Source organism: Clostridium sp. TF11-13AC, assembly GCF_003481065.1.
GTDB classification, from domain to species: domain Bacteria; phylum Bacillota; class Clostridia; order Lachnospirales; family Lachnospiraceae; genus Otoolea; species Otoolea fessa.
The window spans coordinates 791,143-814,876 of sequence record NZ_QUKJ01000001.1 but is presented as its reverse complement, the minus strand read 5'-3'; the positions used below and the strand labels follow the sequence as shown (position 1 = coordinate 814,876).

At 50.0% G+C, this 23,734-nt stretch carries 15 protein-coding genes; 13 read left to right on the top strand and 2 right to left on the bottom strand.

Annotated elements, in window-relative coordinates; all coding sequences use genetic code 11:
- From DXD12_RS03695 to DXD12_RS03670, 6 genes are all read left to right on the top strand, one after another.
- Positions 1–4,527 carry a PolC-type DNA polymerase III gene (locus DXD12_RS03695; RefSeq protein WP_118637435.1) on the top strand — a complete coding sequence of 1,509 codons (4,527 nt, stop codon included), beginning with the start codon at positions 1–3 and terminating at the stop codon, positions 4,525–4,527.
- A gap of 72 nt (positions 4,528–4,599) precedes the next feature.
- Positions 4,600–5,874 (top strand): aminotransferase class V-fold PLP-dependent enzyme, encoded by a 1,275-nt coding sequence (locus tag DXD12_RS03690; RefSeq protein ID WP_118637433.1) that lies wholly within the window; start codon positions 4,600–4,602, stop codon positions 5,872–5,874.
- A gap of 263 nt (positions 5,875–6,137) precedes the next feature.
- A complete protein-coding gene (cls, locus tag DXD12_RS03685; protein ID WP_347561359.1) occupies positions 6,138–7,679 on the top strand; it encodes a cardiolipin synthase in 1,542 nt (513 codons plus the stop codon).
- A gap of 106 nt (positions 7,680–7,785) precedes the next feature.
- A complete protein-coding gene (locus tag DXD12_RS03680; RefSeq protein WP_118637429.1) occupies positions 7,786–8,346 on the top strand; it encodes a DNA-3-methyladenine glycosylase I in 561 nt (186 codons plus the stop codon).
- Positions 8,347–8,408: 62 nt separating this feature from the next.
- Entirely contained in the window at positions 8,409–11,588 is a 3,180-nt protein-coding gene (locus DXD12_RS03675) for an ATP-binding protein (protein ID WP_243105339.1), read from the top strand.
- A gap of 33 nt (positions 11,589–11,621) precedes the next feature.
- On the top strand, positions 11,622–13,073 hold the full coding sequence (locus DXD12_RS03670) for an AAA family ATPase (protein WP_118637427.1): 1,452 nt from the start codon (positions 11,622–11,624) through the stop codon (positions 13,071–13,073).
- A gap of 136 nt (positions 13,074–13,209) precedes the next feature.
- On the opposite strand, the gene rpmB is transcribed toward DXD12_RS03670, so the two are convergent.
- Entirely contained in the window at positions 13,210–13,395 is a 186-nt protein-coding gene (gene rpmB / locus DXD12_RS03665) for a 50S ribosomal protein L28 (protein WP_003504147.1), read from the bottom strand.
- 560 nt (positions 13,396–13,955) lie between these two features.
- Here rpmB and DXD12_RS03660 point away from each other — a divergent pair.
- From DXD12_RS03660 to recG, 3 genes are all read left to right on the top strand, one after another.
- Entirely contained in the window at positions 13,956–14,312 is a 357-nt protein-coding gene (locus DXD12_RS03660) for an Asp23/Gls24 family envelope stress response protein (RefSeq protein WP_022359718.1), read from the top strand.
- 15 nt (positions 14,313–14,327) lie between these two features.
- Positions 14,328–16,022, top strand: coding sequence for a DAK2 domain-containing protein (locus DXD12_RS03655; protein ID WP_118637425.1), 1,695 nt, complete (start codon positions 14,328–14,330; stop codon positions 16,020–16,022).
- Between the two features lie 278 nt (positions 16,023–16,300).
- Positions 16,301–18,358 carry an ATP-dependent DNA helicase RecG gene (recG, locus tag DXD12_RS03650; protein WP_118637423.1) on the top strand — a complete coding sequence of 686 codons (2,058 nt, stop codon included), beginning with the start codon at positions 16,301–16,303 and terminating at the stop codon, positions 18,356–18,358.
- A gap of 136 nt (positions 18,359–18,494) precedes the next feature.
- On the opposite strand, the gene DXD12_RS03645 is transcribed toward recG, so the two are convergent.
- Complete coding sequence (locus tag DXD12_RS03645; protein WP_022359714.1) at positions 18,495–19,682, bottom strand: ribose-phosphate pyrophosphokinase; 1,188 nt, start codon at positions 19,680–19,682, stop codon at positions 18,495–18,497.
- Positions 19,683–19,996: 314 nt separating this feature from the next.
- Here DXD12_RS03645 and DXD12_RS03640 point away from each other — a divergent pair, with 314 nt between their 5' ends.
- The 4 genes from DXD12_RS03640 to plsY are packed head-to-tail and all read left to right on the top strand — an operon-like array spanning position 19,997 to position 23,646.
- The gene (locus tag DXD12_RS03640) at positions 19,997–21,451 is read left to right on the top strand and encodes a DUF512 domain-containing protein (RefSeq protein WP_118637421.1); all 1,455 of its coding nucleotides are present in this window, start codon (positions 19,997–19,999) and stop codon (positions 21,449–21,451) included.
- A 52-nt stretch (positions 21,452–21,503) separates the two neighbouring features.
- Positions 21,504–21,662 carry a hypothetical protein gene (locus tag DXD12_RS15210; RefSeq protein ID WP_182436568.1) on the top strand — a complete coding sequence of 53 codons (159 nt, stop codon included), beginning with the start codon at positions 21,504–21,506 and terminating at the stop codon, positions 21,660–21,662.
- 20 nt (positions 21,663–21,682) lie between these two features.
- The gene (der, locus tag DXD12_RS03635; protein WP_118481766.1) at positions 21,683–23,014 is read left to right on the top strand and encodes a ribosome biogenesis GTPase Der; all 1,332 of its coding nucleotides are present in this window, start codon (positions 21,683–21,685) and stop codon (positions 23,012–23,014) included.
- The gene (gene plsY, locus DXD12_RS03630) at positions 23,014–23,646 is read left to right on the top strand and encodes a glycerol-3-phosphate 1-O-acyltransferase PlsY (protein ID WP_022359710.1); all 633 of its coding nucleotides are present in this window, start codon (positions 23,014–23,016) and stop codon (positions 23,644–23,646) included. The genes der and plsY overlap by 1 nt, the downstream gene beginning before the upstream one ends.
- Positions 23,647–23,734: the final 88 nt, after the last annotated feature.

Genomic DNA, 23,734 nt, shown 5'->3' with positions numbered 1-23,734 from the left:
ATGAAAACATTTCTGGAGGTATTTCCAGATTTACATATTGCGGAAAATGTGCGGGGACTGCTTGAAATGGTTGGGATCGAGAAGATCTCGACGAACCGTGACCGGAGCGTGATCCGCGTCTACATCGACAGCCCGCGCCTGATGCACAAGCAGAGTATCTACGATCTGGAAAAAGGCATCAAGGAGCAGTTATTTCCGGGCAAACGGGTGACGATCAAGATTTTGGAGAAATACCATCTGTCCAGCCAGTATACGCCGGAAAAACTCATGAATGTGTATCGGGACAGTATTTTGATGGAGCTGAAAAATTACAGTATCCTTCTTTATAATATGTTCCGTAAGGCGGAGATGGATTTTGAAGAAGAAGGATACCTGAAGCTGTCGCTGGAGGACACGATGATCGTGCGCGATAAGGCACCGGAGCTGGTGCGGATTCTGGAGAAAATCTTCACCGAGCGCTGCAATGTGCCAATGGTTGTGAAGACTTCCTACCGTCCGGTTGAGAAGAAGAATACTGAGCCGGAGATCATCTACATGAAGCCGCAGGCGGCAGGCGAGAGTGGCGCGGCAGGCGGAAGCGGCGCGGCTGCCGGAGCAGCAGGTGCCAATGAGGCGTATATGGAACCGTCGGGGGCAGAACCTGCCTCTGGCGGTGTCGATCTGCCATTTGACGAGGGAAAGACGGTTTTAAAACCGGTTGGTAAGCTGAAAGCCGGGGGGAATCCGGCAGGAGGCAGAAACCAGGCAGGCAGCGCAAATGCTGGATCTGGCAAGGGCGGCGAGTACCGCCGTTCGGGCTATATGAAGAAATCCGACAATCCGGATGTGCTGTTTGGGCGCGATTTCGATGAGGAGGCGAGCCCGATCGAGGAGCTGGAAGGCGAGGTTGGGCAGGTTGTCATCCGCGGAAAGATCCTGACCTGCGAGCTAAGGGAGCTTCGCAGCGGCAACACATTGTTTATGTTTTCGGTAACGGATTTTACAGATACAATCGGCGTCAAGATCTTTGCACGGGAAGATACGCTGGATGATTTGAAGACGGCGACCAAGGCGGGACAGTTTGTCCGCATCAAGGGTGTTGCCAACATTGATAAATTTGACGGCGAGCTGACGATCGGTTCTGTTTCCGGTATCAAGAAATGCGAAGATTTCACCAGCAAGCGGATGGACAACAGTCCGGTCAAGCGCGTGGAGCTTCACTGTCACACAAAGATGAGCGATATGGACGGTGTTTCTGAGGTCAAGGATATCATCAAACGTGCCAAACAGTGGGGCATGGACGCGATCGCTGTCACCGACCACGGCTGTGTGCAGGCGTTTCCGGATGCGAACCATGCGGTCGATAAGGGCGAAAACTTCAAGATCCTCTATGGTGTTGAGGGCTATCTCGTCGATGATATGAAGGAGCTGGCGGAGAATGAGAAAGGACAGACGTTAGACCACACCTGCGTTGTATTCGATATCGAGACGACCGGTTTCAGCCCGATCAAGAACCGCATCATCGAGATCGGCGCGGTGCGTGTGACGGATGGAAAGATTGTGGACAAATTCAGCACATTTGTCAACCCGGAAGTGCCAATCCCCTATGACATTGAACAGCTGACAAGCATCAACGACGGCATGGTAATCAGCGCGCCGACGATCGAAGAGGTTCTGCCGGAGTTTCTGGCATTCTGCGAGGGTGCGGTCATGGTCGCGCACAACGCGTCGTTTGATATCAGTTTTATCAAAGAAAATGCGAGACGGCAGGGACTCACATTCCAGCCGACGGTTCTCGATACGGTTTCGCTGGCGCGTGTTCTGCTGCCGAACCTGAACCGCTTCAAGCTCGACACAGTAGCGAAAGAGCTTAAAATTTCCCTCGAAAACCATCACCGGGCGGTCGATGATGCGGGGGCGACGGCAGAGATTTTTGTCAAGTTTATCGAGATGTTAAAGGCTCGTGATATCGGAAATCTGACGCAGCTCAACGAACTCAGCAAAATGACGCCGGAAATGATCCGGAAGATGCCGACCTACCATATTATTATTCTGGCGAAGAATGATGTCGGACGAATCAACCTGTACCGGTTGATTTCCCAGTCGAACCTGACGTATTTTGCAAAACGTCCGCGGATTCCGAAGAGTCTGCTGGCGAGCCACCGCGAGGGGCTGATTCTTGGGTCGGCGTGCGAGGCGGGAGAGCTGTTTCAGGCGATCCTGCGCGGGATTCCGGAGGAAGAACTGGGAAAAATTGCAAATTTCTACGATTATCTGGAAGTGCAGCCGCTTGGAAACAACGCATTTATGCTGCGGGATGAGAAAAGTTCGGTCAACACCTGGGAGGATCTGCAGGATCTGAACCGCAAAGTGATTGAACTTGGCGAACAGTGGAACAAGCCGGTCTGCGCGACCTGCGATGTCCATTTCCTCGATCCGGAGGATGAGGTCTACCGCCGTATCATCATGGCGAGCAAGGGCTTTAAGGATGCAGACGATCAGGCACCGCTGTATTTGCGGACTACCGAGGAAATGCTGAGGGAATTTGAATATTTAGGCAGCGATAAGGCGGAGGAGATCGTTATCACAAACACGCGCAAGATCGCGGCGATGTGTGAGCGCATTTCCCCGGTACGCCCGGACAAGTGTCCGCCGGTTATTCCGAATTCGGATGATACGCTGCGTACTATCTGCTACAACCACGCGCATGATATGTACGGCGATAAGCTGCCGAAGGTGGTAGTCGATCGGTTGGAGCGTGAACTTCACTCAATCATTTCCAATGGATTCGCCGTTATGTATATCATCGCGCAGAAGCTGGTTTGGAAGTCGAATGAGGATGGATATCTGGTTGGTTCGCGAGGATCCGTTGGTTCCTCGCTGGCGGCGACGATGTCTGGTATCACGGAGGTAAATCCGCTGAGCCCGCATTATTACTGCCCGAACTGCCATTATTACGATTTTGATTCCGAAGACGTAAAAAAGTTTTCGGGTATGGCGGGCTGTGATATGCCGGATAAGATATGTCCAAAGTGTGGAAAACCGCTGAAAAAAGACGGGTTCGACATCCCGTTTGAGACGTTCCTGGGATTCAAGGGCGATAAGGAGCCGGATATCGACTTAAACTTCTCCGGCGAGTACCAGAGCCGGGCGCACAGCTATACGGAGGTCATCTTCGGAAAAGGACAGACCTTCCGTGCGGGGACGATCGGTACGCTGGCGGATAAGACAGCGTATGGTTTTGTGGCGCATTATTATGAGGATAAAGGAATCCGTAAGCGCCGGTGCGAGATTGAGCGCATCGTGTCCGGCTGCGTCGGCGTGCGGCGTACCACCGGACAGCATCCGGGCGGTATCATCGTATTGCCCCTCGGAGAGGAGATTGACACGTTTACACCGGTGCAGCACCCGGCGGACGATATGACGACACGTACCGTCACGACGCATTTCGATTACCACTCGATCGACCACAACTTGTTGAAACTCGATATTCTCGGACACGATGATCCGACCATGATTCGTATGCTGCAGGATTTGACGGGACTCGACCCGGTTAAGGATATTCCACTGGATTCGAAGGAGGTCATGAGTCTCTTCCAGAACACGGAGGCGCTCGGTGTCACGCCGGAGGATCTCGGCGGCTGTAAGCTCGGGGCGCTTGGCATTCCGGAGTTTGGTACAGACTTCGCGATGCAGATGTTGATCGATGCCAAACCGAAATATTTTTCGGATTTGGTGCGGATTTCCGGTCTGTCCCACGGTACGGATGTATGGTTAGGAAACGCGAAAGACCTTATCCTGAGCGGACAGGCGACGATTCAGACGGCGATCTGTTGTCGAGACGATATTATGATTTATCTGATTCAGAAAGGACTCGAAGAGGGACTGTCCTTTACCATCATGGAGTCTGTCCGAAAAGGAAAAGGACTGAAACCGGAGTGGATCGAGGAGATGAAAGCTCATGATGTGCCGCAGTGGTATATCGATTCCTGCCTGAAAATCAAGTATATGTTCCCGAAGGCGCACGCGGCGGCTTACGTTATGATGGCGTGGCGTGTGGCGTACTGTAAGGTATTTTACCCGCTGGCGTACTATGCGGCATATTTCAGCATCCGTGCGAGTGGATTTACCTACAAGCTGATGTGCCAGGGGCGCGATAAGCTGGAGTACCATCTGGCGGAATACAAGAGCCGGTCGGATTCTCTTTCCAAGAAAGAGCAGGACACGCTGCGCGATATGCGTATCGTACAGGAAATGTACGCGCGCGGATTTGAGTTCATGCCGATCGATATTTACCGGGCAAAAGCCCGCAATTTCCAGATCATAGACGGAAAGCTGATGCCGTCGTTAAGCAGTATCGACGGACTCGGCGAGAAAGCGGCAGACGCGATTGTTTTTGCGGCGGAGGACGGAAAGTTCTTGTCGAAAGAGGACTTTATCAACCGTACCAAGGTTACGAAAACGGTGTGCGATCTGATGGCAGAGCTGGGAATTCTGACGGGGCTGCCGGAGAGCAATCAGCTTTCGCTGTTTGATATGGTGATGTAAAAGAGCCGTACTAAAAAATAGGCTCAATTACTATATAATTATTTAAAAATAAACATATGAAGGAGAAGAAAAATGAAACGTTCAATGGAAACAACGTGCATCCAGGGCGGATGGCAGCCGAAAAATGGCGAGCCGAGAATTCTGCCGATCTACCAGAGCACGACCTTTAAGTATTCAACCAGTGAGCAGATGGGAAGACTCTTCGATCTGGAGGAAAACGGATATTTTTATACCCGTCTGGCAAACCCGACCAATGATGCAGTCGCAGATAAGATCCGTGAGCTGGAGGGCGGCGCGGCAGCAATGCTGACATCCTCCGGACAGGCGGCAAACTTTTATGCGGTATTTAATATCTGTGGCGCGGGCGATCATCTGGTCTGCTCGGCAACCGTATACGGCGGCACATCGAACCTGTTTGTCGTTACGATGAAAAAAATGGGCGTCGATGTTACGTTAGTTGACCCGGATGCGCCGGAAGAGGAGATCGAGAAGGCGATCCGCCCGAACACAAAGTGTATCTTCGGTGAGTCGATCGCAAACCCGGCTCTGGTAGTGCTGGATCTGGAAAAATTTGCCCGGATTGCACACAGAAATGGTATTCCATTTATTGTAGATAATACGTTTGCAACTCCGATCAACTGCCGTCCGTTCGAGTGGGGCGCAGATATTGTAACGCATTCTACTACAAAATATATGGATGGACATGCGATGACCGTCGGTGGCTGTATCGTGGACAGTGGCAACTTTGACTGGGAGGCACATGCAGACAAATTCCCGGGTCTGACGACGCCGGATGAGTCTTACCACGGCATTATTTACACGAAGAAATTCGGTAAGGCGGCTTATATCACCAAGGCAACCGCACAGGTAATGCGTGATCTCGGTTCCATCCCGTCCCCGCAGAATTCCTTCTTATTGAATATCGGTCTGGAGACGCTGCATCTGCGTATGCCGCGCCATTGTGAGAATGCACAGAAGGTAGCAGAGTATTTACAGAGCCGTGAAGATGTGGCTTGGATCAATTATCCGGGACTTGAAAATGATAAATACCATGCACTGGCGCAGAAATATATGCCGAACGGTACATGCGGCGTTATTTCTTTCGGCTTAAAGGGCGGTCGTCAGGCAGCGGGCGAGTTCATGGATAAGCTGAAACTGGCAGCCATCGTAACCCATGTTGCCGATGCGAGAACCTGCGTTCTGCATCCGGCAAGTCATACTCACCGTCAGCTCTCCGACGAGCAGCTCAAGGAGGCGGGCGTTGATCCGAGCCTGATCCGCCTGAGTGTCGGAATTGAGAATGCGGATGATATCATCGAGGATATCCGTCAGGCACTGGAGGACTAAAATTCCAGAAAATGGCGATATATAAGCCTTATGCGGAATATCAGTGAGATGTTTCAATGCGGTTGTTAAAATAAGCGCTTGCAATGACAGGTCAGTCGGGATGACACATAAATCTGTGTCAGTCTCTGGCTGACCTCTTGTTTTATTTGCAAAAATCTGTCATACTATGAGAGATGGCACTGTAGTTTTAAATGATATGGCAGATGCCCGATGAACAAGATAGAGAAATGGACTGGTAGAAAATGGAGAAAATACTTAAAAAATTGAAAAAACTGCTGCGTCTGATTTTCGGTCGTACCACGCTGGGAACGCTGTTTCTGCTGATACAGATTCTTGTGCTCTTTGCCGGGTTTGACTGGTTTAGAGAGTACCTGATCTATATGTATGGCGGATCTGCGATACTCAGTGCCCTGATATTGATCTATATTATCAGCGATGAAGGAAACAGCACGATCAAGTTGTCTTGGGTAGTGCCGATATTGATATTTCCGGTGTTTGGAACGCTGTTTTATCTGTTTTTGACGCTGCAGCCGGGCACGCGCCGCATTAACCGGCGGATCGAGGAGGTTGGGACAAAACTTCGTCCGTACCTTTTACAGGATCCGGAGGTGCTGGCACACTATGAGAGCATCAGCGCTAGCGGCGGCAATCTCGTCCGCTATATGAACCAGTACGGACGTTTCCCGGCGTATGAAAATACGGGGGTACGCTATTTCCCACTGGGAGATGATATGTTTCCAGTATTATTGGAAGAACTCAAAAAAGCGGAACATTTTATATTTATGGAATATTTTATCGTAGAACACGGAGTGATGTGGGATGCGATTTTACAGGTGTTAGAGACGAAGGTCGCCGAGGGCGTGGAAGTCCGGTTTATGTATGACGGCATGGGAAATCTCTTCACGTTGCCGCACGGCTATGAGAAAGCGATGCAGGAGAAGGGGATTCAGTGCAAGATTTTTGCGCCGGTGCGTCCGGCTCTCTCGAGTTACCAGAATAACCGCGATCACCGGAAAATCTGTGTGATCGATGGTCATACCGCGTTTACCGGGGGCGTGAACCTGGCAGATGAGTATATCAACCAGCGGGTGCGCTTCGGACATTGGAAGGACACGGCGGTCATGCTCAAGGGAAAAGCTGTAGACAGTTTTACAATGATGTTTTTGCAGCTCTGGGATGTGACGGAACGGGATGCGGAAGAATATCGCCGTTTTCTGTGTCCGGAGACATTTCATATGCCGGAGGGCATGGACTATGGCGGCTTTGTGATGCCATATGCGGACAGCCCGCTCGACGGGGAAAATGTCGGCGAGTCGGTGTACCTCGATATTTTAGGGCGTTCACGCCGGTATGTGCACATCACGACTCCGTATCTGATTCTCGACGATACGACGCTGGCGGCGCTCAAGTTTGCGGCAAAGCGCGGCGTGGAGGTCATTATTATCATGCCGCATATACCGGATAAGTTATATGCGTACCTGCTGGCGCGCAGCTACTACGCGGAGCTTCTGCGGGCTGGTGTTCAGATCTATGAATACACGCCGGGCTTTATCCATGCGAAGATGTTTACGAGCGACGATGAGAAGGCGGTGGTCGGAACGATCAACCTTGATTTCAGAAGCCTGTATCTGCATTTTGAGTGCGCGTCCTATTTCTTCCGCAATGCGGTTGTGATGGATGTGGAAGAAGATTTCCAGAAAACACTTGCAAAGAGCGAGCGAATCACTCTGGAAAACTGCCGGAAGTATCCGTTTATCCGGCGGTTTGCGGGGAAGGCGCTGCGGATTCTGGCGCCGCTTATGTAGAACTTCAAAACGAGAGATATGGCATAGTTATGTTTTCTTGAATGAAAAACAAGGATAAATAAGCAAAAAATGTGAGAGCAAATGACGAACAGGGAGAGATAAACGTATGGAATGGCACGATGGAAGACACCGCTGCCGCTGGGCGAATCCAAAGAATGAATTGTATATCCGTTACCACGACGAGGAGTGGGGAAAGCTGGTTCGGGATGATGCGAAGCTCTTTGAGATGCTGATCCTTGAATGCTTTCAGGCAGGGCTTTCGTGGGAGTGCATCCTCAATAAGCGGGAGGCGTTCCGCGCCGCGTTCGATGAATTTGACCTGGACAAGGTGTGCGGTTACGACGAGGCGAAGGAGGAAGCGCTCCGGACCGCCCCGGGAATTGTACATAACCGGCTGAAAATTCATGCCGCTGTCACGAATGCACGGATATTCCGGGAAATTCAGAATGAATATGGGAGTTTTGACGCGTATCTGACTCACTGGACAGGAGACGCGGTGATTCATGAGACAGGCAAGGTCAGCTCGCCGCTCTCAGATGCAGTGTCGGCAGATCTCAAAAAGCGCGGGATGAAGTTTGCCGGGACGGTGATTATTTATTCGTATCTGCAGGCGGTCGGGCGGATTGAGTCGCATGAGGATGGATGCTTTCTGGGATATAAGATGTAAAATAACAAGATGGCAGGTGCAGGGAAAAGGGCGTGCCAGGGTTTTTGCGGGAGGACGGAGCGGTGGATTCCGAGAATGCGAATAAGAGTAAGAAGAAAAAGACTTCAAACATAATACAGATCTGCATCGGCGTGCTGGCGGTTGTGCTGGCGGCACTGATTATCGTGATGATGGGAATTGTCTCCAGTATTCAGGGAACGGCGCGTGTGGTCAATTATGCGGGACTGGTGCGCGGAAAGACACAGCGTATCATTAAATTGGAAATTTCCGGTCAGCCGGAGGATGGTATGATTCAGGATATTGAGGCCTTCGTCGACGGTCTGCGGAATGGCAATGGAGAACTGGGGCTGGTGCGCCTCGATGACGGGGCGTTTCAGAGTAAGATGCAGGAGCTGGATGATTACTTTGCCGCGCTTCACGATGAAATCCTGCGTGTCCGAGAAGTCGGCTATGAGAATACAGAGATCATTGATAAGAGCGAGCGGTTCTTTGAAATCTGTGATGAGGCGACGGGACTGGCGGAGGCGTATTCCCAGAGGAAGGCATCCTCGCTGACGGTAATTGAAAAATATATCACGATTGATATTATTGTTCTGATGCTTCTGATTGGATATGAATTTATCAAGGCGGTGCGCTTTGCGGCGATGAACCGTGCGCTGCAGAAAAAGGTGTATTTGGACAAGGCGACCGGACTTCCCAATAAGAATAAATGCGAAGAATTGCTGGATGATCCGGAACCGGCGGCAGAGAATGTGGGAGTATGCAGTTTTGACCTGAATAATCTCCGCCGAATCAACAACAGCATGGGGCATGAGGCGGGGGATGCCTACATCAGGCGGTTCGCCGTCTGCCTGCGCGCGTCCATGCCTGCGGAACAGTTCGTAGGGCGGGACGGCGGCGATGAATTTATTGCCGTTACGCATGGTCTGGATGAGGAGGCCATGCGGGAATGCCTCACCCATGTGCGGGAGGCGATGACAGAGGAGTCAAAGGGATATCCGGATATGCCGCTCAGCTATGCGGTCGGGTATGCACTTGCCAGTGATTTTCCGGGCAGCACGATGCGGGAGCTTTTCAGTTTTGCCGATAAAAATATGTATATCAACAAAAACCATGTAAAGCGCGAGGAAGCGGCAGCGGAAAAACGGCTGGATTTCCACCTGCTCAAGCTTTTAAACCGGTACGGGAGAAACTTTTCGGATTGTCTCTACTGCGACGCGCACATGGATACCTACCGGGCACTCCGTGCCAGTGCTGATTTCTTTCTGGCGTCAGACGGAAGCTATTCCGGTGCGGCGGAGCAGATAGTAGCGGAACGGGTGGCTCGTGCTGACCGCGCCAACATCCGCCAGAGCCTGCAGGTTTCAGAGCTTTCCGGGAAGCTGCAGGCGGAGGGAGATCTACTCGAATTGCAGTATGATACCAACGGTCAGGGACTCTACAGCCGCCTGACGCTGATCCCGGTAGATTGGGATGAGGAAGGAAAGCTGCATCATTTCCTGCTGGCATTTGAGACGATCCGGAAAAGTTCAGAAGGGCGGGCAGATGCGAAGGAACAGCTGACGCTTTATTATGAACAGCTCAAACAGTCGATTCTGGAAAATGACAGCTATGTGGATGCACTCCTGGATCTGTCGGATATGATATATACAGTTAATTTGACAAAGGATATTCTGGAGAAGAGTGTTGTCTTGAATGGAAAAGACGAGGAATGCCGGGAGCTATTTATGGACTATCCGCTGCCGTGTTCTTACCGTGATTATTGCAGTGAATATATGAAGATGGTCACCCAGGAGACCTTGGGAAGCTATCGCATAGCAGATGATCCGGCTAAGCTGTTGAAGCGGTTTGAGGCAGGGGAGAAACATATTTCCGTGGAATACTGTATCCAGGAGGAAGATGGCACGATCTGCTGGGTACAGAAAACAGTTCTGATGACGCAGACGATCGTGTTTGATACGGAGCTTTCTTGTGAGATGCCGGTGGTTCATGCGATCATTCTTCTGCAGGATACGTCGCAGATGCACGCGCGGGATGAACAGGAGCACGCGCGCCTGCAGGCGGCATTTGATGAAATGCGGACGGCAAACCGGGCGAAAACAGATTTCTTAAGCCGCATGAGTCACGATATCCGGACACCGCTCAATGGCATTATCGGGCTTTTGAAAATCGATGAGGCACATTTTGATGATAAGGAGATGCTGATGGAAAATCACCGGAAAATGCAGGTGGCGGCGGGGCATCTGCTGTCCCTCATCAATGATGTGCTGCAGATGAGCAAGCTGGAAGAAGGAAAGATCATTCTGGCACATGATTATATTTCATTGGCAGAGATGACGCACGATATCGTGAGCATCATCATCGAGCGCGCGGTAGATGCGGGCATTCAATGGGAGTATGATAAAAGAAAAGCGGAGATTCCGTATCCGTATATTTATGGCAGCCAGCTCCATCTGCGCCAGATTTTCCTGAATATTTATGGAAACTGCATCAAATACAATCATCCGGGCGGAAAAATCAGTACCAGGGTGGAGGCGCAGGATATACGGGACGGCTGGTGCGTCTATAGGTGGACGATCTCGGACACGGGAGTTGGCATGAGCCAGGAATTTCTGGACCACATCTTTGATCCGTTTGTACAGGAGAAAAATGATGCGCGCAGTGTTTATCAGGGAACTGGTCTTGGCATGACGATCGTCAAAGGGCTGATTGAACAGATGCACGGAACCATCGAAGTGACGAGTGAGGTCGGCATTGGAACGACGTTTGTGGTGGAAATTCCATTTGAGATTGCACCGCCGCCGGAGGAGCTTCCGGTTAAGGAAGCAGCGCCGTCAGGAGATATTCACGGTTTGAAGCTGCTTTTGGCGGAGGACAATGAGTTGAATGCAGACATCGCGGAGACACTTCTGACCGATGCGGGTGCCCATGTCACGATTGTGGAGAACGGGAAGAAGGCATTAGACTGCTTTGAGGCGGCACGTCCGGGGACGTTCGATGCGATTCTCATGGATGTGATGATGCCGGTGATGGATGGTCTGGCTGCGACACGCGCGATCCGGGCGATTCCGCGGGCGGATGCAAGGCAGATTCCGATTCTTGCCATGACGGCAAATGCCTTTGAAGAGGATGCCAGGCAGTGCCTGGCGGCTGGGATGAATGTGCATCTGGCAAAACCACTGCAGATGGATAAGGTGGTAGCGGCGCTCATGGAGTGCTGCGGCAAAAAGAGGGATCTATAAAGTTTGGAAAGGGCGAAAAGGAACGCAGGTGGTATGAAAGCAATCTCTATTTACACGATTACCCGAAATCAGAATACGGAATACCTTCAAAAGCTGGAACGACAGCTTTCGGGGCGGGATGTGTTTCTGAAAATACGGGAATGGGAGCTGGACAGCATGAAAGCGCTGGTTTCGGAGTTGGAGAGACATATACAGGCGGTGTACGCACTGCGTTTTTTCTATTCCTTTCAGATTCCGAGACTGGGAAAAGAGTTTGATCTGCTTCAGATCAAGGAAGAACAGATTTTAAATATTGAATTAAAGAGCGGACAGGTGTCGGATGAGGCGATCCGCAAGCAGCTCATACAGAACCGGTATTATCTGGCGGCGCTGGGAAAGCCGATTCGTTCGTACACTTATATTAGCAGTCAGAACCGCCTGGTGCGTCTGACGAATCATGACCGCATTGTGGAGGCGGACTGGGAACAGCTCTGCCGGGATTTGCAGCAGGAGAGTGCTGATTATCCAGGCGATATCGAAGACTTGTTTCAGGCGGAGCTGTACCTGATTTCGCCGCTTACAGAGCCGGGACGGTTCTTAAAGAAAGAATATTTCCTGACATACCAGCAGAGGGATATTGAACGCCAGATTTTAAAGAAAATCCGGGCAGACCGGACGGGATATTTCTGGTTTACCGGTCTTCCGGGGACGGGCAAAACGCTGCTTTTATATGATATTGCGATGAAACTCTCCGGGCGGCAGCGGGTGTGCATGATCCACTGCGGTGAAGCGGGAAAAGAGTGGAAGGTGCTGCATGAGCGGCTGCGGCGGGTGGAGTACCTGGCGGAGGATAGTGTTCAAACGGGAGCGGAAATCAGGTTTGAAGCATACAGCGCGATCTTAGTAGATGAGGCACACCTTCTGTCGCCCAATACATTGGAAATTTTGCTGGAGATCGGCAAAACGCGTCCGGTTATTTTTTCCAGTAACTGTGAGGATATGATTTCGCCGGAAGAATTGGATCTGGGTGCAATAAAGCTCTTGGGGGAGCAGCCGGGAATCCAGACATTCCACCTGACGAATCGGATCCGTGCGAATGCAGAACTTTCCTATTTTATACAAAATATGATGCACCTGCCGCACGGACGCGGAATGCGGCGCTATCCCCATGTCGCGGTGGTTTATGCCAACGATGAGTCAGAAGCAGCTAATTTGCTGAATGATTACATTCGTCAGGGATATGAGTGCCAGGAATCCGATTGGCAGGAAAAACCGGAAAAGCCATCCGATTCTGCCGTAGAAATACAATCTCGCCATACGCGAGAAGTCGATCGCATGGTGCATCGGCTGGATGGGCGCTATTATTATGATGAAATGGGATATCTGCGCTCGACAGAGCGCGATGTGAGACATCTTTTTTATCAGCTCAGCGAGGCAAAAGAAGAACTGGCGCTGGTGGTGATGGGAAATGAGAAGCTGTATGGAACGCTGCTGAACTTGTTTTAGGGTGTTTTGAAGGAAAGGTTTTATATAAAATGTTGGAATGTGCTCAAAAAGCATATTTCCAACATTTGTTGTCGTTCTTTATGCTAAGAACAAGAAAAAAGCCTCAGGCAGACACCTGAGGCCAGTTAAACTCGATTTAGGCTCTTTCAACTAAACCGGATCTTAAGCAAGAAGTACATACATACATCTTCTGAGCTCCGCCATTAGTTTTAACCTTAACAGACTTAACGTTAGCTTTCCACATTTTGTTAGATCTTCTATGTGAATGACTCACTGCATTACCAAAATGAGCAGCTTTCTCGCAGATTGCACACTTAGCCATCGTAGCACCTCCTTAACCGATCATTGGACTTCCTATTAAAATCCATAACAAAGGTATAATAGCAGAAAATAGGAAAATATGCAAGTGAAAAACCAAAAAAAATAAAAAAAGTTTTCGACAGATGTCTATTTTCTATTTCCTTTTTAATGTGGGTGGTGTATAATATACGCGTAAGCCATGAGTCATGCGGATAAAAAAGGCTGAAAAACGGTGTTGTGCTTGCACATAAGCCGTATTTCAGACATTTTTATCCATAGGGCGAAGCCCGTGAGCGAGATGGAGCGAAGCGGAATCGAGCTGCATGACGGGGTAGAGAGACGCATATATTTCATCCCACGCGCCGACACAGGAGCCGTCTCGGCTCCGCATGTCCAGCCCGTGAAGTACTCATCCCACGCGTCGACACAGGAGCCGTCCCGGCTCCGCATGTCCAGCCCGTGAAGTACTCATCCCACGCGCCGACACAGGAGCCGCCCCGGCTCCGCATGTCCAGCCCGTAAAAAATCATGGCATAAAATTCGAATCAAACAAAAACAAGTAAAGAAACGGAGGCTGTCAATATGAAAGGACGCATCGACAATAAAATGGGTTCGATCCAGATCGATCCGGAAGTAATTGCAATGTACGCCGGAACGACAGCAGTAGAATGCTTCGGTATCGTTGGCATGGCGGCTGTCAGTATGAAAGATGGTCTGGTAAGACTGCTTAAAAGAGAAAGCCTGACACACGGCATCAACGTAGCCATCAAGGACAATGCACTCAGCATCGATTTCCACGTAATCGTGGCATACGGGGTCAGCATCTCTACCGTTGCGGACAATCTGATCGAGAGTGTAAAATATAAAGTAGAAGAGTTTACTGGCATGAAGGTTGAGAAAATCAGCATTTATGTTGAAGGCGTAAGAGTGATAGATTAAGGAGGAACAAACCCTGTGGGCATGAATTATATAGATGCCGGGATGTTAAAGAATGCATTTCTGGCTGGAGCAAAGGGCCTGGAGGCCAACAAGGAATGGATCAATGAGCTGAACGTATTTCCTGTTCCAGATGGAGATACCGGTACGAACATGACGATGACGATTCTGTCAGCCGCCAAAGAAGTGGCAGCCGTTGAAAATCCGACGATGGAGGCGTTAGCAAGAGCGATTTCCTCCGGTTCCTTGCGCGGCGCACGAGGCAATTCCGGCGTTATCCTTTCACAGCTCTTCCGCGGATTTACGAAAGAGATTAAGACGGTAGATGTCATTACGACGAGTGTTCTCTCAGACGCATTTAACCGTGCGACGGAGACAGCTTATAAGGCAGTTATGAAGCCGAAGGAAGGTACGATTCTGACTGTTGCCAAGGGAATGGCGGATAAAGCGGCAGAACTGGCACCGCAGACCGAGGATGTACTTGAATTTTCAGAGAAAGTATTGGAGTACGGCGAATATGTTTTAAGCCAGACACCGGAGATGCTTCCGGTTCTGAAAGAGGCAGGTGTAGTGGATTCTGGCGGACAGGGTCTGATTCAGGTTATCAAGGGCTGTATTGAGGGCTTAAAAGGGAAAGTCGTGGATATCGACGCGGCAGTTACTCCGTCTGTATCGGGAAATGGAGTGGCAAAAACAGCAACAGGTGCCGGAAGCACGCAGGCAGCGGATATCCGTTTTGGTTATTGTACGGAATTTATTATCAATGCAGAAAAACCGGCGGATGAGACGACAGAGCAGGAACTGAAAGATTATCTGAGCACGATCGGCGACTCCCTGGTAGTTGTGGCAGATGATGATATTGTCAAGATTCACGTTCATACAAACGATCCAGGTCTGGCGATTCAGAAAGCACTGACCTACGGTTCCCTGTCCCGCATCAAGATTGACAATATGCGCGAGGAACATCAGGAGAAACTGATCAAAGATTCCGAACGTCTGGCGGCACAGCAGAAGGCAGAAGAGGAAGCCAAAGAGAAGAAGGAAGAACCACGCAAGAAATATGGATTTATCGCCGTATCGGTCGGAGAAGGTCTTTCTGAGATTTTCAAAGGCATCGGCGCTGACTATATCATCGAGGGCGGACAAACGATGAATCCGAGTACGGAGGATATGCTGGAAGCAATCGAAAAAGTCCATGCCGAGACAGTTTACATTCTGCCGAACAATAAAAATATTATTCTGGCGGCAGAGCAGGCAAAGAGCCTGTCAGAAGATACCAAGGTATATGTAGTTCCGTCCAAGACGGTTCCGCAGGGTATCACGGCGCTGATTAATTTTGCTCCGGATCTGACGGCGGAAGAAAATATGGAACAGATGACCGAGGAGATGAGCCACGTTAAGACCGGTCAGATTACCTACGCAGTCCGCAATACATCGATCGATGGTATGGAGATCGCAGAGGGCGATATCATGGGGATCGGCGACAGCGGCATGCTGGCAGTTGGCAAGAATATCGAGGAGACCGCGATGGAGTCACTTCGTAAGATGGTAGATGATGAGTCTGAGCTTGTGACGATCTATTATGGTGAGGATGTCACGGAAGAGGACGCAGAGGCATTCTGTGAGAAAGCCCGCAAAGAATTTACATCCTGCGAATTTGAATGCCAGAATGGCGGGCAGCCGATTTACTATTATATGATTTCGGTAGAGTAGATTTAGGTCGTTTAAAGTGATTGAAATGCGTTAAATGAATCTGCACTATTGGCTGAGAAAATGCAGATAACGAGAAAATGAATTTTCTATGTGATGGCGCAGATAAAACATTTGACGTATAAAACAAAATAATTCATAAGTATGAAATGAGGCAGGTCAGGGGAGAGATCCCTGCGTCCTGCCTCTCTTTCATTCCAATGTATTCCCGGATTTTTTGTCCGGTAACTGTCCGCGTGGCTGATTTTCCGGAGAATATTCTGAAAAGCAGGAGGAGATAAATGGAACAGCAGAATATAACCGCTGTCAAGGGCATCGGTGAAAAGACGGCAAAGCTATTTCAAAAAATAGGCGTGGAAACGGTGGAAGAACTGCTCCATTATTATCCGCGTGCTTATGATGAGTTTAAGGAACCGCAGCCGATCGCGGAACTGAAGGAAGATACGATCGCGGCAGTCGGCGGAATCCTGGCAAAAACGGCGGATGTGGTGCGGTATGGAGCGCGCCTGCAGGTTACGACGGCTGGATTGCGGGACAGCGGAGGCACACTGGCGCTGGCATGGTACAATATGCCCTATCTGCGCGGGACGCTCAAGGCGGGGGAACGCTTTATTTTCCGTGGCCGTGTGGTAAAAAAAAGGGGAAGACTTACGATGGAGCAGCCGGAGATCTACCGCCCGGAACAGTATGCGAAAGTCGTGTCGTCTATGCAGCCGGTTTACGGACAGACGAAGGGACTTGGCAATAAGACGATCGCAAAGGCAGTCACGGAAGCCCTCACGATGCACCAGATGGAACGGGAATATCTGCCGACTGGTCTGCGGGAAAAGTACGGATTGGCGGAAATCAACTATGCGCTGGAGCACATCCATTTTCCGGCAAACCGGGAAGAACTGATGTTTTCCCGGAAACGTCTTGTGTTTGATGAATTTTTCATGTTCCTGATGTCAGTGCGCCTGCTCAAAGACAAAAAAGAAGATAAAAAGAGCGCATATCCATTTACGATTTCTGGGGAAATGGCGTCGGTGGAAGAGCGCCTCCCATATGCTCTGACCGGGGCACAGAAAAAGGTAATCCGGGAGGTGTACGCCGATTTGTCCGGCGGGCATATCATGACCCGATTGATTCAGGGCGACGTTGGTTCGGGTAAGACGATTGTGGCGATTCTGGCGTTGCTGCAGGCGGCGGAAAATGGATATCAGGGGGCGCTGATGGTGCCGACGGAGGTACTGGCGCGCCAGCATTACGAGTCGATGATCGAATTGTTTGCGTCGCTGGGAATCACATATCGTCCGGTGCTTCTGACCGGTTCGATGACAGCGAAGGAAAAACGGCTTGCCAGAGAGTCGATTGAAAATCATGAGGCAGATATTGTGATTGGAACCCACGCGCTGATTCAGGAAAAAGTGGTGTACGACAATCTGGCATTGGTAATCACGGATGAACAGCACCGTTTTGGAGTGGCGCAGCGGGAAATGCTGAGCAAAAAAGGCGGCGAGCCGCATGTGCTTGTCATGAGTGCGACGCCGATCCCGCGGACGCTGGCGATTATTTTATATGGGGATCTTGATATTTCCATCATCGATGAACTTCCGGCAAACCGGCAGCCGATCAAGAACTGTGTCGTGAACCGTGAATTTCGCCCGAATGCCTACCGTTTCATCGAAAATGAAGTCCGCGCCGGCCGTCAGGCATACGTCATCTGCCCGATGGTCGAGCCGAGCGAGATGCTGGAGGCAGAGAACGTCATCGATTATACCGAAGAGCTACGCCGCGCCCTGTCCCCGTCGATCCGGGTGGAATATCTGCACGGAAAGATGAAGGGAAAAGAAAAAAATGCGATCATGGAAGCATTTGCGGCAAATGAGATTCATGTGCTGGTATCCACCACGGTCATCGAGGTCGGAATCAATGTCCCGAATGCCACCGTTATGATGATCGAAAATGCCGAGCGTTTCGGTCTGGCGCAGCTCCATCAGCTCCGCGGGCGCGTCGGTCGAGGAAAAGATCAGTCCTACTGCATCATGGTCAACGCCTCCGGCGAGGAAGACGCCGGAAAGCGGCTGGATATTCTCAATAAGTCAAATGACGGCTTCTACATCGCCTCCGAAGACTTAAAACTGCGCGGTCCCGGCGACCTATTTGGCGTCCGCCAGAGCGGTGATCTCGAATTCCATTTAGCAGATATATTTGCAGATGCAGATATATTGAAGGCAGTTTCGGATGAAGTGAAGAAATTAATGGATAAAGATCCGCTGTTGGAGGCGGAGGAGAATCAGGAACTGAAACGGAAGATGAATGGGTATTTGGAGAGAGGTTGGGAGAAGGTGAATTTGTGATGGGGATGGATTGAATTGCAAATCGCGGTTTGAGTAGATTAATTAGAAAAAGCTCCTGCATACACAGAATGAACATTCATCTGTGTATGCAGGAGTTTTTTGAAATTTCCAGCCGTTTATCAGCCGTCAATTCTCATTACATCTGTCCCTCGTTATACCGCTTAATCAGCTTCTGGATCTTCGCAGTCGGTGTCAGTGCGTTCTCCAGAGATACGTTATGGTTCAGGGAGTTGATGATTGCAGCGATAAACTTGCTCATATCAGCTTCTACATACCAGTCACGTTTAAGAAGTTCCGGCGTGTGGTAGTTTAAGTTGGTGGTTACGACGCAGTCGAGGTAACCTTTTGCGAAAAATTCGTCGAATTTCTCAAGCCCGTTGGTGAACAGACCGAAGGTAGCGCATACAACGACGCGTTTTGCCTTGCGCTCTTTGAGGGCGCGGCAGGTGTCCAGCATGCTCTCGCCGGAGGAGATCATGTCATCAATGATGAGAACGGTCTTTCCTTCAACGGAAGAACCTAAGAACTCATGGGCAACGATCGGGTTACGTCCATTGACAACACGGGAGTAATCGCGGCGTTTGTAGAACATACCCATGTCAACACCCAGGTTGTTTGCCAGATATACGGCGCGGGACATAGCGCCCTCGTCCGGGCTGATAACCATCAGGTTGTCCTTGTCGATCTTTAAGGTTTTGTCATGGTTCAGTAATGCCTTGATAAACTGGTAGGTCGGCATGAAATTATCAAAACCGCTTAACGGAATGGAGTTCTGTACACGCGGGTCATGTGCATCGAAGGTAATGATGTTGCTTACGCCCATCTGAATCAGTTCTTCGAGCATCATCGCGCAGTCAAGGGATTCACGACCGCTGCGCTTGTGCTGGCGTCCTTCATATAAGAACGGCATGATAACATTGACACGATGTGCGGTAGCAATGGATGCGCCGATGATACGTTTTAAATCCTGATAATGGTCGTCCGGGGACATATGATTGGTAAATCCGCTCATTTTGTAGGTCAGGCTGTAGTTGGTTACATCGACCATGGCGTAAATATCGGTACCACGGACAGACTCATTGACGATGCCTTTTGCTTCACCGCTTCCGAAACGCGGGCACGCGCAGTCAAGCATGTAGGAATCAGCATCATAGCCGCGGTACTGTAAATTTTCCTGACGTTTTTTCAGGACTTCAATATCGTTGCGGCGGAAATTGATAATGTGGGAGTTGACTTTCTCAGCCAGATCCCGGCAGCTCTCCAGTGCGGCAATTTTAAGCGGCGCAACCGGAAGCGTGTCATTAAACACGTAGTCATTCGACATGATTATACCTCCAAACAGTGTAGGTCCTTCGATGCATGCGGGCAGAGCGTACAAGTTTGTCTGCCATTTGCAGGACATAATACAACTATTTTATACCATTTTACGATAAGAAACGTCAATAGCAAATGAGAAAATTACAAAAAAAATCAAATATTTGGCTTGCTTTCATTTTTTATTTCATAGGACGCATTTTCTTGTGAAACAAAAAATCCGCATCTGCGAATCAGAAGCACAACTTTACAAAAAAGCTGATTACTGTTAATATAATACTGGATTCTTAGGGTTTAAAAATATTTGAAATGAGGATTTTATAAATGAAAAAAGGTCATCTGATAAAATCGGTCGATCCGGGCTCGATTGCGGAGGAAATGGAGCTGGAGCCGGGGGACGTCCTTCTGACGATCGATGGAGATGAGATAGAGGATATTTTTGATTATGAATATAAGATAAACAGTGAGGAGATTACGCTGCTGGTCCGCAAGAAGAACGGCGAGGAGTGGGAACTGGATATCGTAAATGAGTATCAGGATCTGGGGATTACCTTTGAAAATGGTCTGATGAGCGATTATCGTTCCTGCAGGAATAAGTGCATCTTCTGTTTCATCGACCAGATGCCGCCGGGCATGCGTGAGACACTGTATTTTAAGGACGATGATTCCAGACTTTCGTTCCTGCAGGGCAACTATATCACGCTGACGAATATGAAGGATAAGGATATTGAGCGGATTATCCGGTTTAAGCTGGCGCCGATCAATATTTCAGTGCAGACGACAAATCCGGAGCTGCGCTGCAAGATGCTTCATAACCGCTTTGCCGGTGAGGCGCTTCAGAAAATCGACCGCCTGTATGAGGCGGATATCCCGATGAATGGTCAGATCGTTTTATGCCGGGGCGTCAATGACGGGGCGGAGTTAGACCGTTCGATCCGTGATCTGACGAAATACATTCCGGCGATGCAGAGTGTTTCGGTCGTGCCGGTCGGTCTCTCGAAGTACCGCGATGGTCTGTATCCGCTTGAGCCGTTTACACCGGAGCAGTTGGGCGATACCATTGATTTGATAGAGAAATGGCAGAAGAAGATCTATGCGGAACACGGTATTCACTTCATTCACGCCAGCGATGAGTTTTACATGGGCGCCGGGCGCCCGCTTCCGGAAGCGGATCGCTATGATGGCTATATCCAGCTGGAAAATGGGGTCGGCATGATTCGCCTGATGGAGGAGGAGATAGCCGAGGCGCTGGAGCAGCTGCATCCGGGAGAGGCTGGCGAGGTGTGCCCGGAGGAGATTTCGATTGCAACGGGACGGCTGGCTGCCCCGTATATTGAGCAGTATGTAGAGCGCGTGTGCCACCAGTTCCCGGGGAAAAAGGTACATGTATATGCGATCCGCAATGACTTCTTTGGTGAGCGGATCACGGTGGCGGGGCTGATCACGGCAAAGGATCTGATTGCACAGTTAAAGGAACAGCCGCTTGGCAGCCGCCTGCTGCTTCCAAGCGCCATGTTCCGAAGCGGCGAGGAGACATTTCTGGATGATCTGACCCGCACGGATGTACAAAATGCTTTACAAGTTCCGGTGGATATTGTAAAATCAAGCGGACGTGATTTTGTGGAAGCAATTCTGGCTCCTGTGAAGGAGGAAAGCTCCAGGCATGGCGAGTATGAGCCGGATCCGGAGGAATTTGCCGCTCAGATGGATGATAACTGGCAGGAAGAAGATCTGGATGGCGTACAGGTGTACGCATATGAGCCGGAAGACCTGGATTAGGATGCCCCGGACGAAGTCGTTTGTTTTGAAGAGGAAGACTTAGATCGGGAGAATGAGAAAGAAACGTGATGGCTGGAAATACAGTGGAAAACGTGCTTTCGGACACACAGAAAGAAAGCGTCTGGATGTGAAATGCATCACAATGAATGAAACAAGTAACTGGACAATAAAAATAGCAGCTGTGGATTTACAAACCAGTTGCGGAGCATGAAAATAAATGGAGGCATAAATATGAAAAAGAAACCGGTGGTGGCGGTCGTTGGACGTCCAAACGTGGGAAAATCCACCCTTTTCAACGTCCTTGCGGGCGATATGATTTCGATTGTAAAAGATACTCCAGGTGTAACGCGTGACCGTATTTACGCGGACTGTACCTGGTTAGACCATTCTTTTACTCTGATCGATACTGGCGGTATCGAGCCGGATACGAAGGATATTATCCTGTCCCAGATGCGTGAGCAGGCGGAGATCGCGATCGCGACGGCGGATGTGATCCTGTTTATCGTAGATGTGCGTCAGGGCATGACCGATTCGGATTCCAAGGTGGCGGATATGCTGCGTAAATCGAGAAAACCGGTTGTTCTGGCGGTCAATAAAGTAGACAATCCGGCGAAATTTGGCAATGACGTCTATGAGTTTTACAACCTCGGTATCGGTGATCCGGTAGCGATCTCGGCAGCCTCCCGTCTGGGACTGGGCGATCTGCTGGATGAAGTCGTGGCACATTTCCCGGAGGGAAGCGGTGACGAGGAAGAGGATGACCGTCCGAGAGTGGCGATTGTCGGAAAACCAAACGTAGGTAAATCTTCTATTATAAATAAGCTTCTGGGCGAGAACCGCGTCATCGTATCGGATATCGCCGGTACGACCCGCGATGCAGTCGATACAGAGATTGTCCGCAACGGTACCGAGTATGTCTTTATCGATACGGCAGGTCTGCGCCGCAAGAGCAAGATCAAGGAGGAGCTGGAGCGCTACAGCATCATCCGTACCGTAACGGCGGTTGAGAGAGCGGATGTGGTTCTGATGGTCATCGACGCGAAAGAGGGAGTAACCGAGCAGGATGCAAAGATTGCCGGTATCGCACATGAGCGTGGAAAAGGTATTATCATCGTGGTAAATAAATGGGATGCGATCGATAAGACCGATAAGACTATTTATGAGTACACCAATAAGATTAAGACCGTTCTGTCCTTTATTCCGTATGCGGAGTTCGTGTTCGTATCCGCACTGACCGGACAGCGTATGAATAAGCTGTTTGAGATGATCGACATGGTGCGCGAAAATCAGACACTGCGTATTGCAACTGGCGTTCTCAATGAGATCCTGGCAGAGGCAGTGGCACTGCAGCAGCCGCCGTCTGACAAGGGCAAGCGTTTAAAGCTCTACTATATGACACAGGTAGCGGTCAAACCACCGACATTCGTTGTGTTTGTCAATGATAAGGAACTGATGCATTTCTCATATACACGGTATCTCGAGAACAAGATCCGTGACGCATTCGGATTCAAGGGAACTTCCTTAAAATTCCTGATCCGCGAGAGAAAGGGGAAGGATCAATAATGGAACGTCTCATCTGTATTGTGATTGGCTATATCTTTGGTCTGATCCAGTCCGGCTATCTGTATGGAAAGGCAAATCATATGGATATCCGCCAGTACGGCAGCGGAAATGCCGGTTCTACGAACGTCCTGCGTGTGATGGGAAAGAAAGCGGGCGCGATCGTATTTTTAGGGGACTTTTTCAAGGCGGTGTTTGCAATGGCAGTCTGCCGTCTGCTGTTTAAGGGAAATGCGGACGTGGATCTTCTTGCATTGTATGCGGGTCTGGGAGTCACACTCGGTCACAATTTCCCGTTTTACCTGAAATTCAAGGGCGGCAAGGGAATTGCCTGCATGGCGGGCATCATGACAGCGATGGATCTGCGGATTACGCTGACCTGTTTCGTGATTTTCTCCGTGACGGTGTTCCTGACCCGCTATGTATCGCTTGGTTCGATTCTTGTGTCGATCACCTTTTTTGCAGAGCTTGTGATCTTTGAGAGCATGGGTTCCTACCGGGTAAGCACGCCGAACCGCATCCAGTTTTATGCACTGGGCGCGATTCTGATGTGTATGGCGATCTGGCGCCATCGGAGCAATATTGGGCGTCTGTTGTCCGGCACAGAAAACAAACTGGGCGCGAAGAAATCATGAGAGAAGTTTAACAACACTTTACATAGTTGCCATAAGGTAATTGTTCACAGGTAGGCACTTTTGGAACCGAAAGTGCCGTAAGAAAACG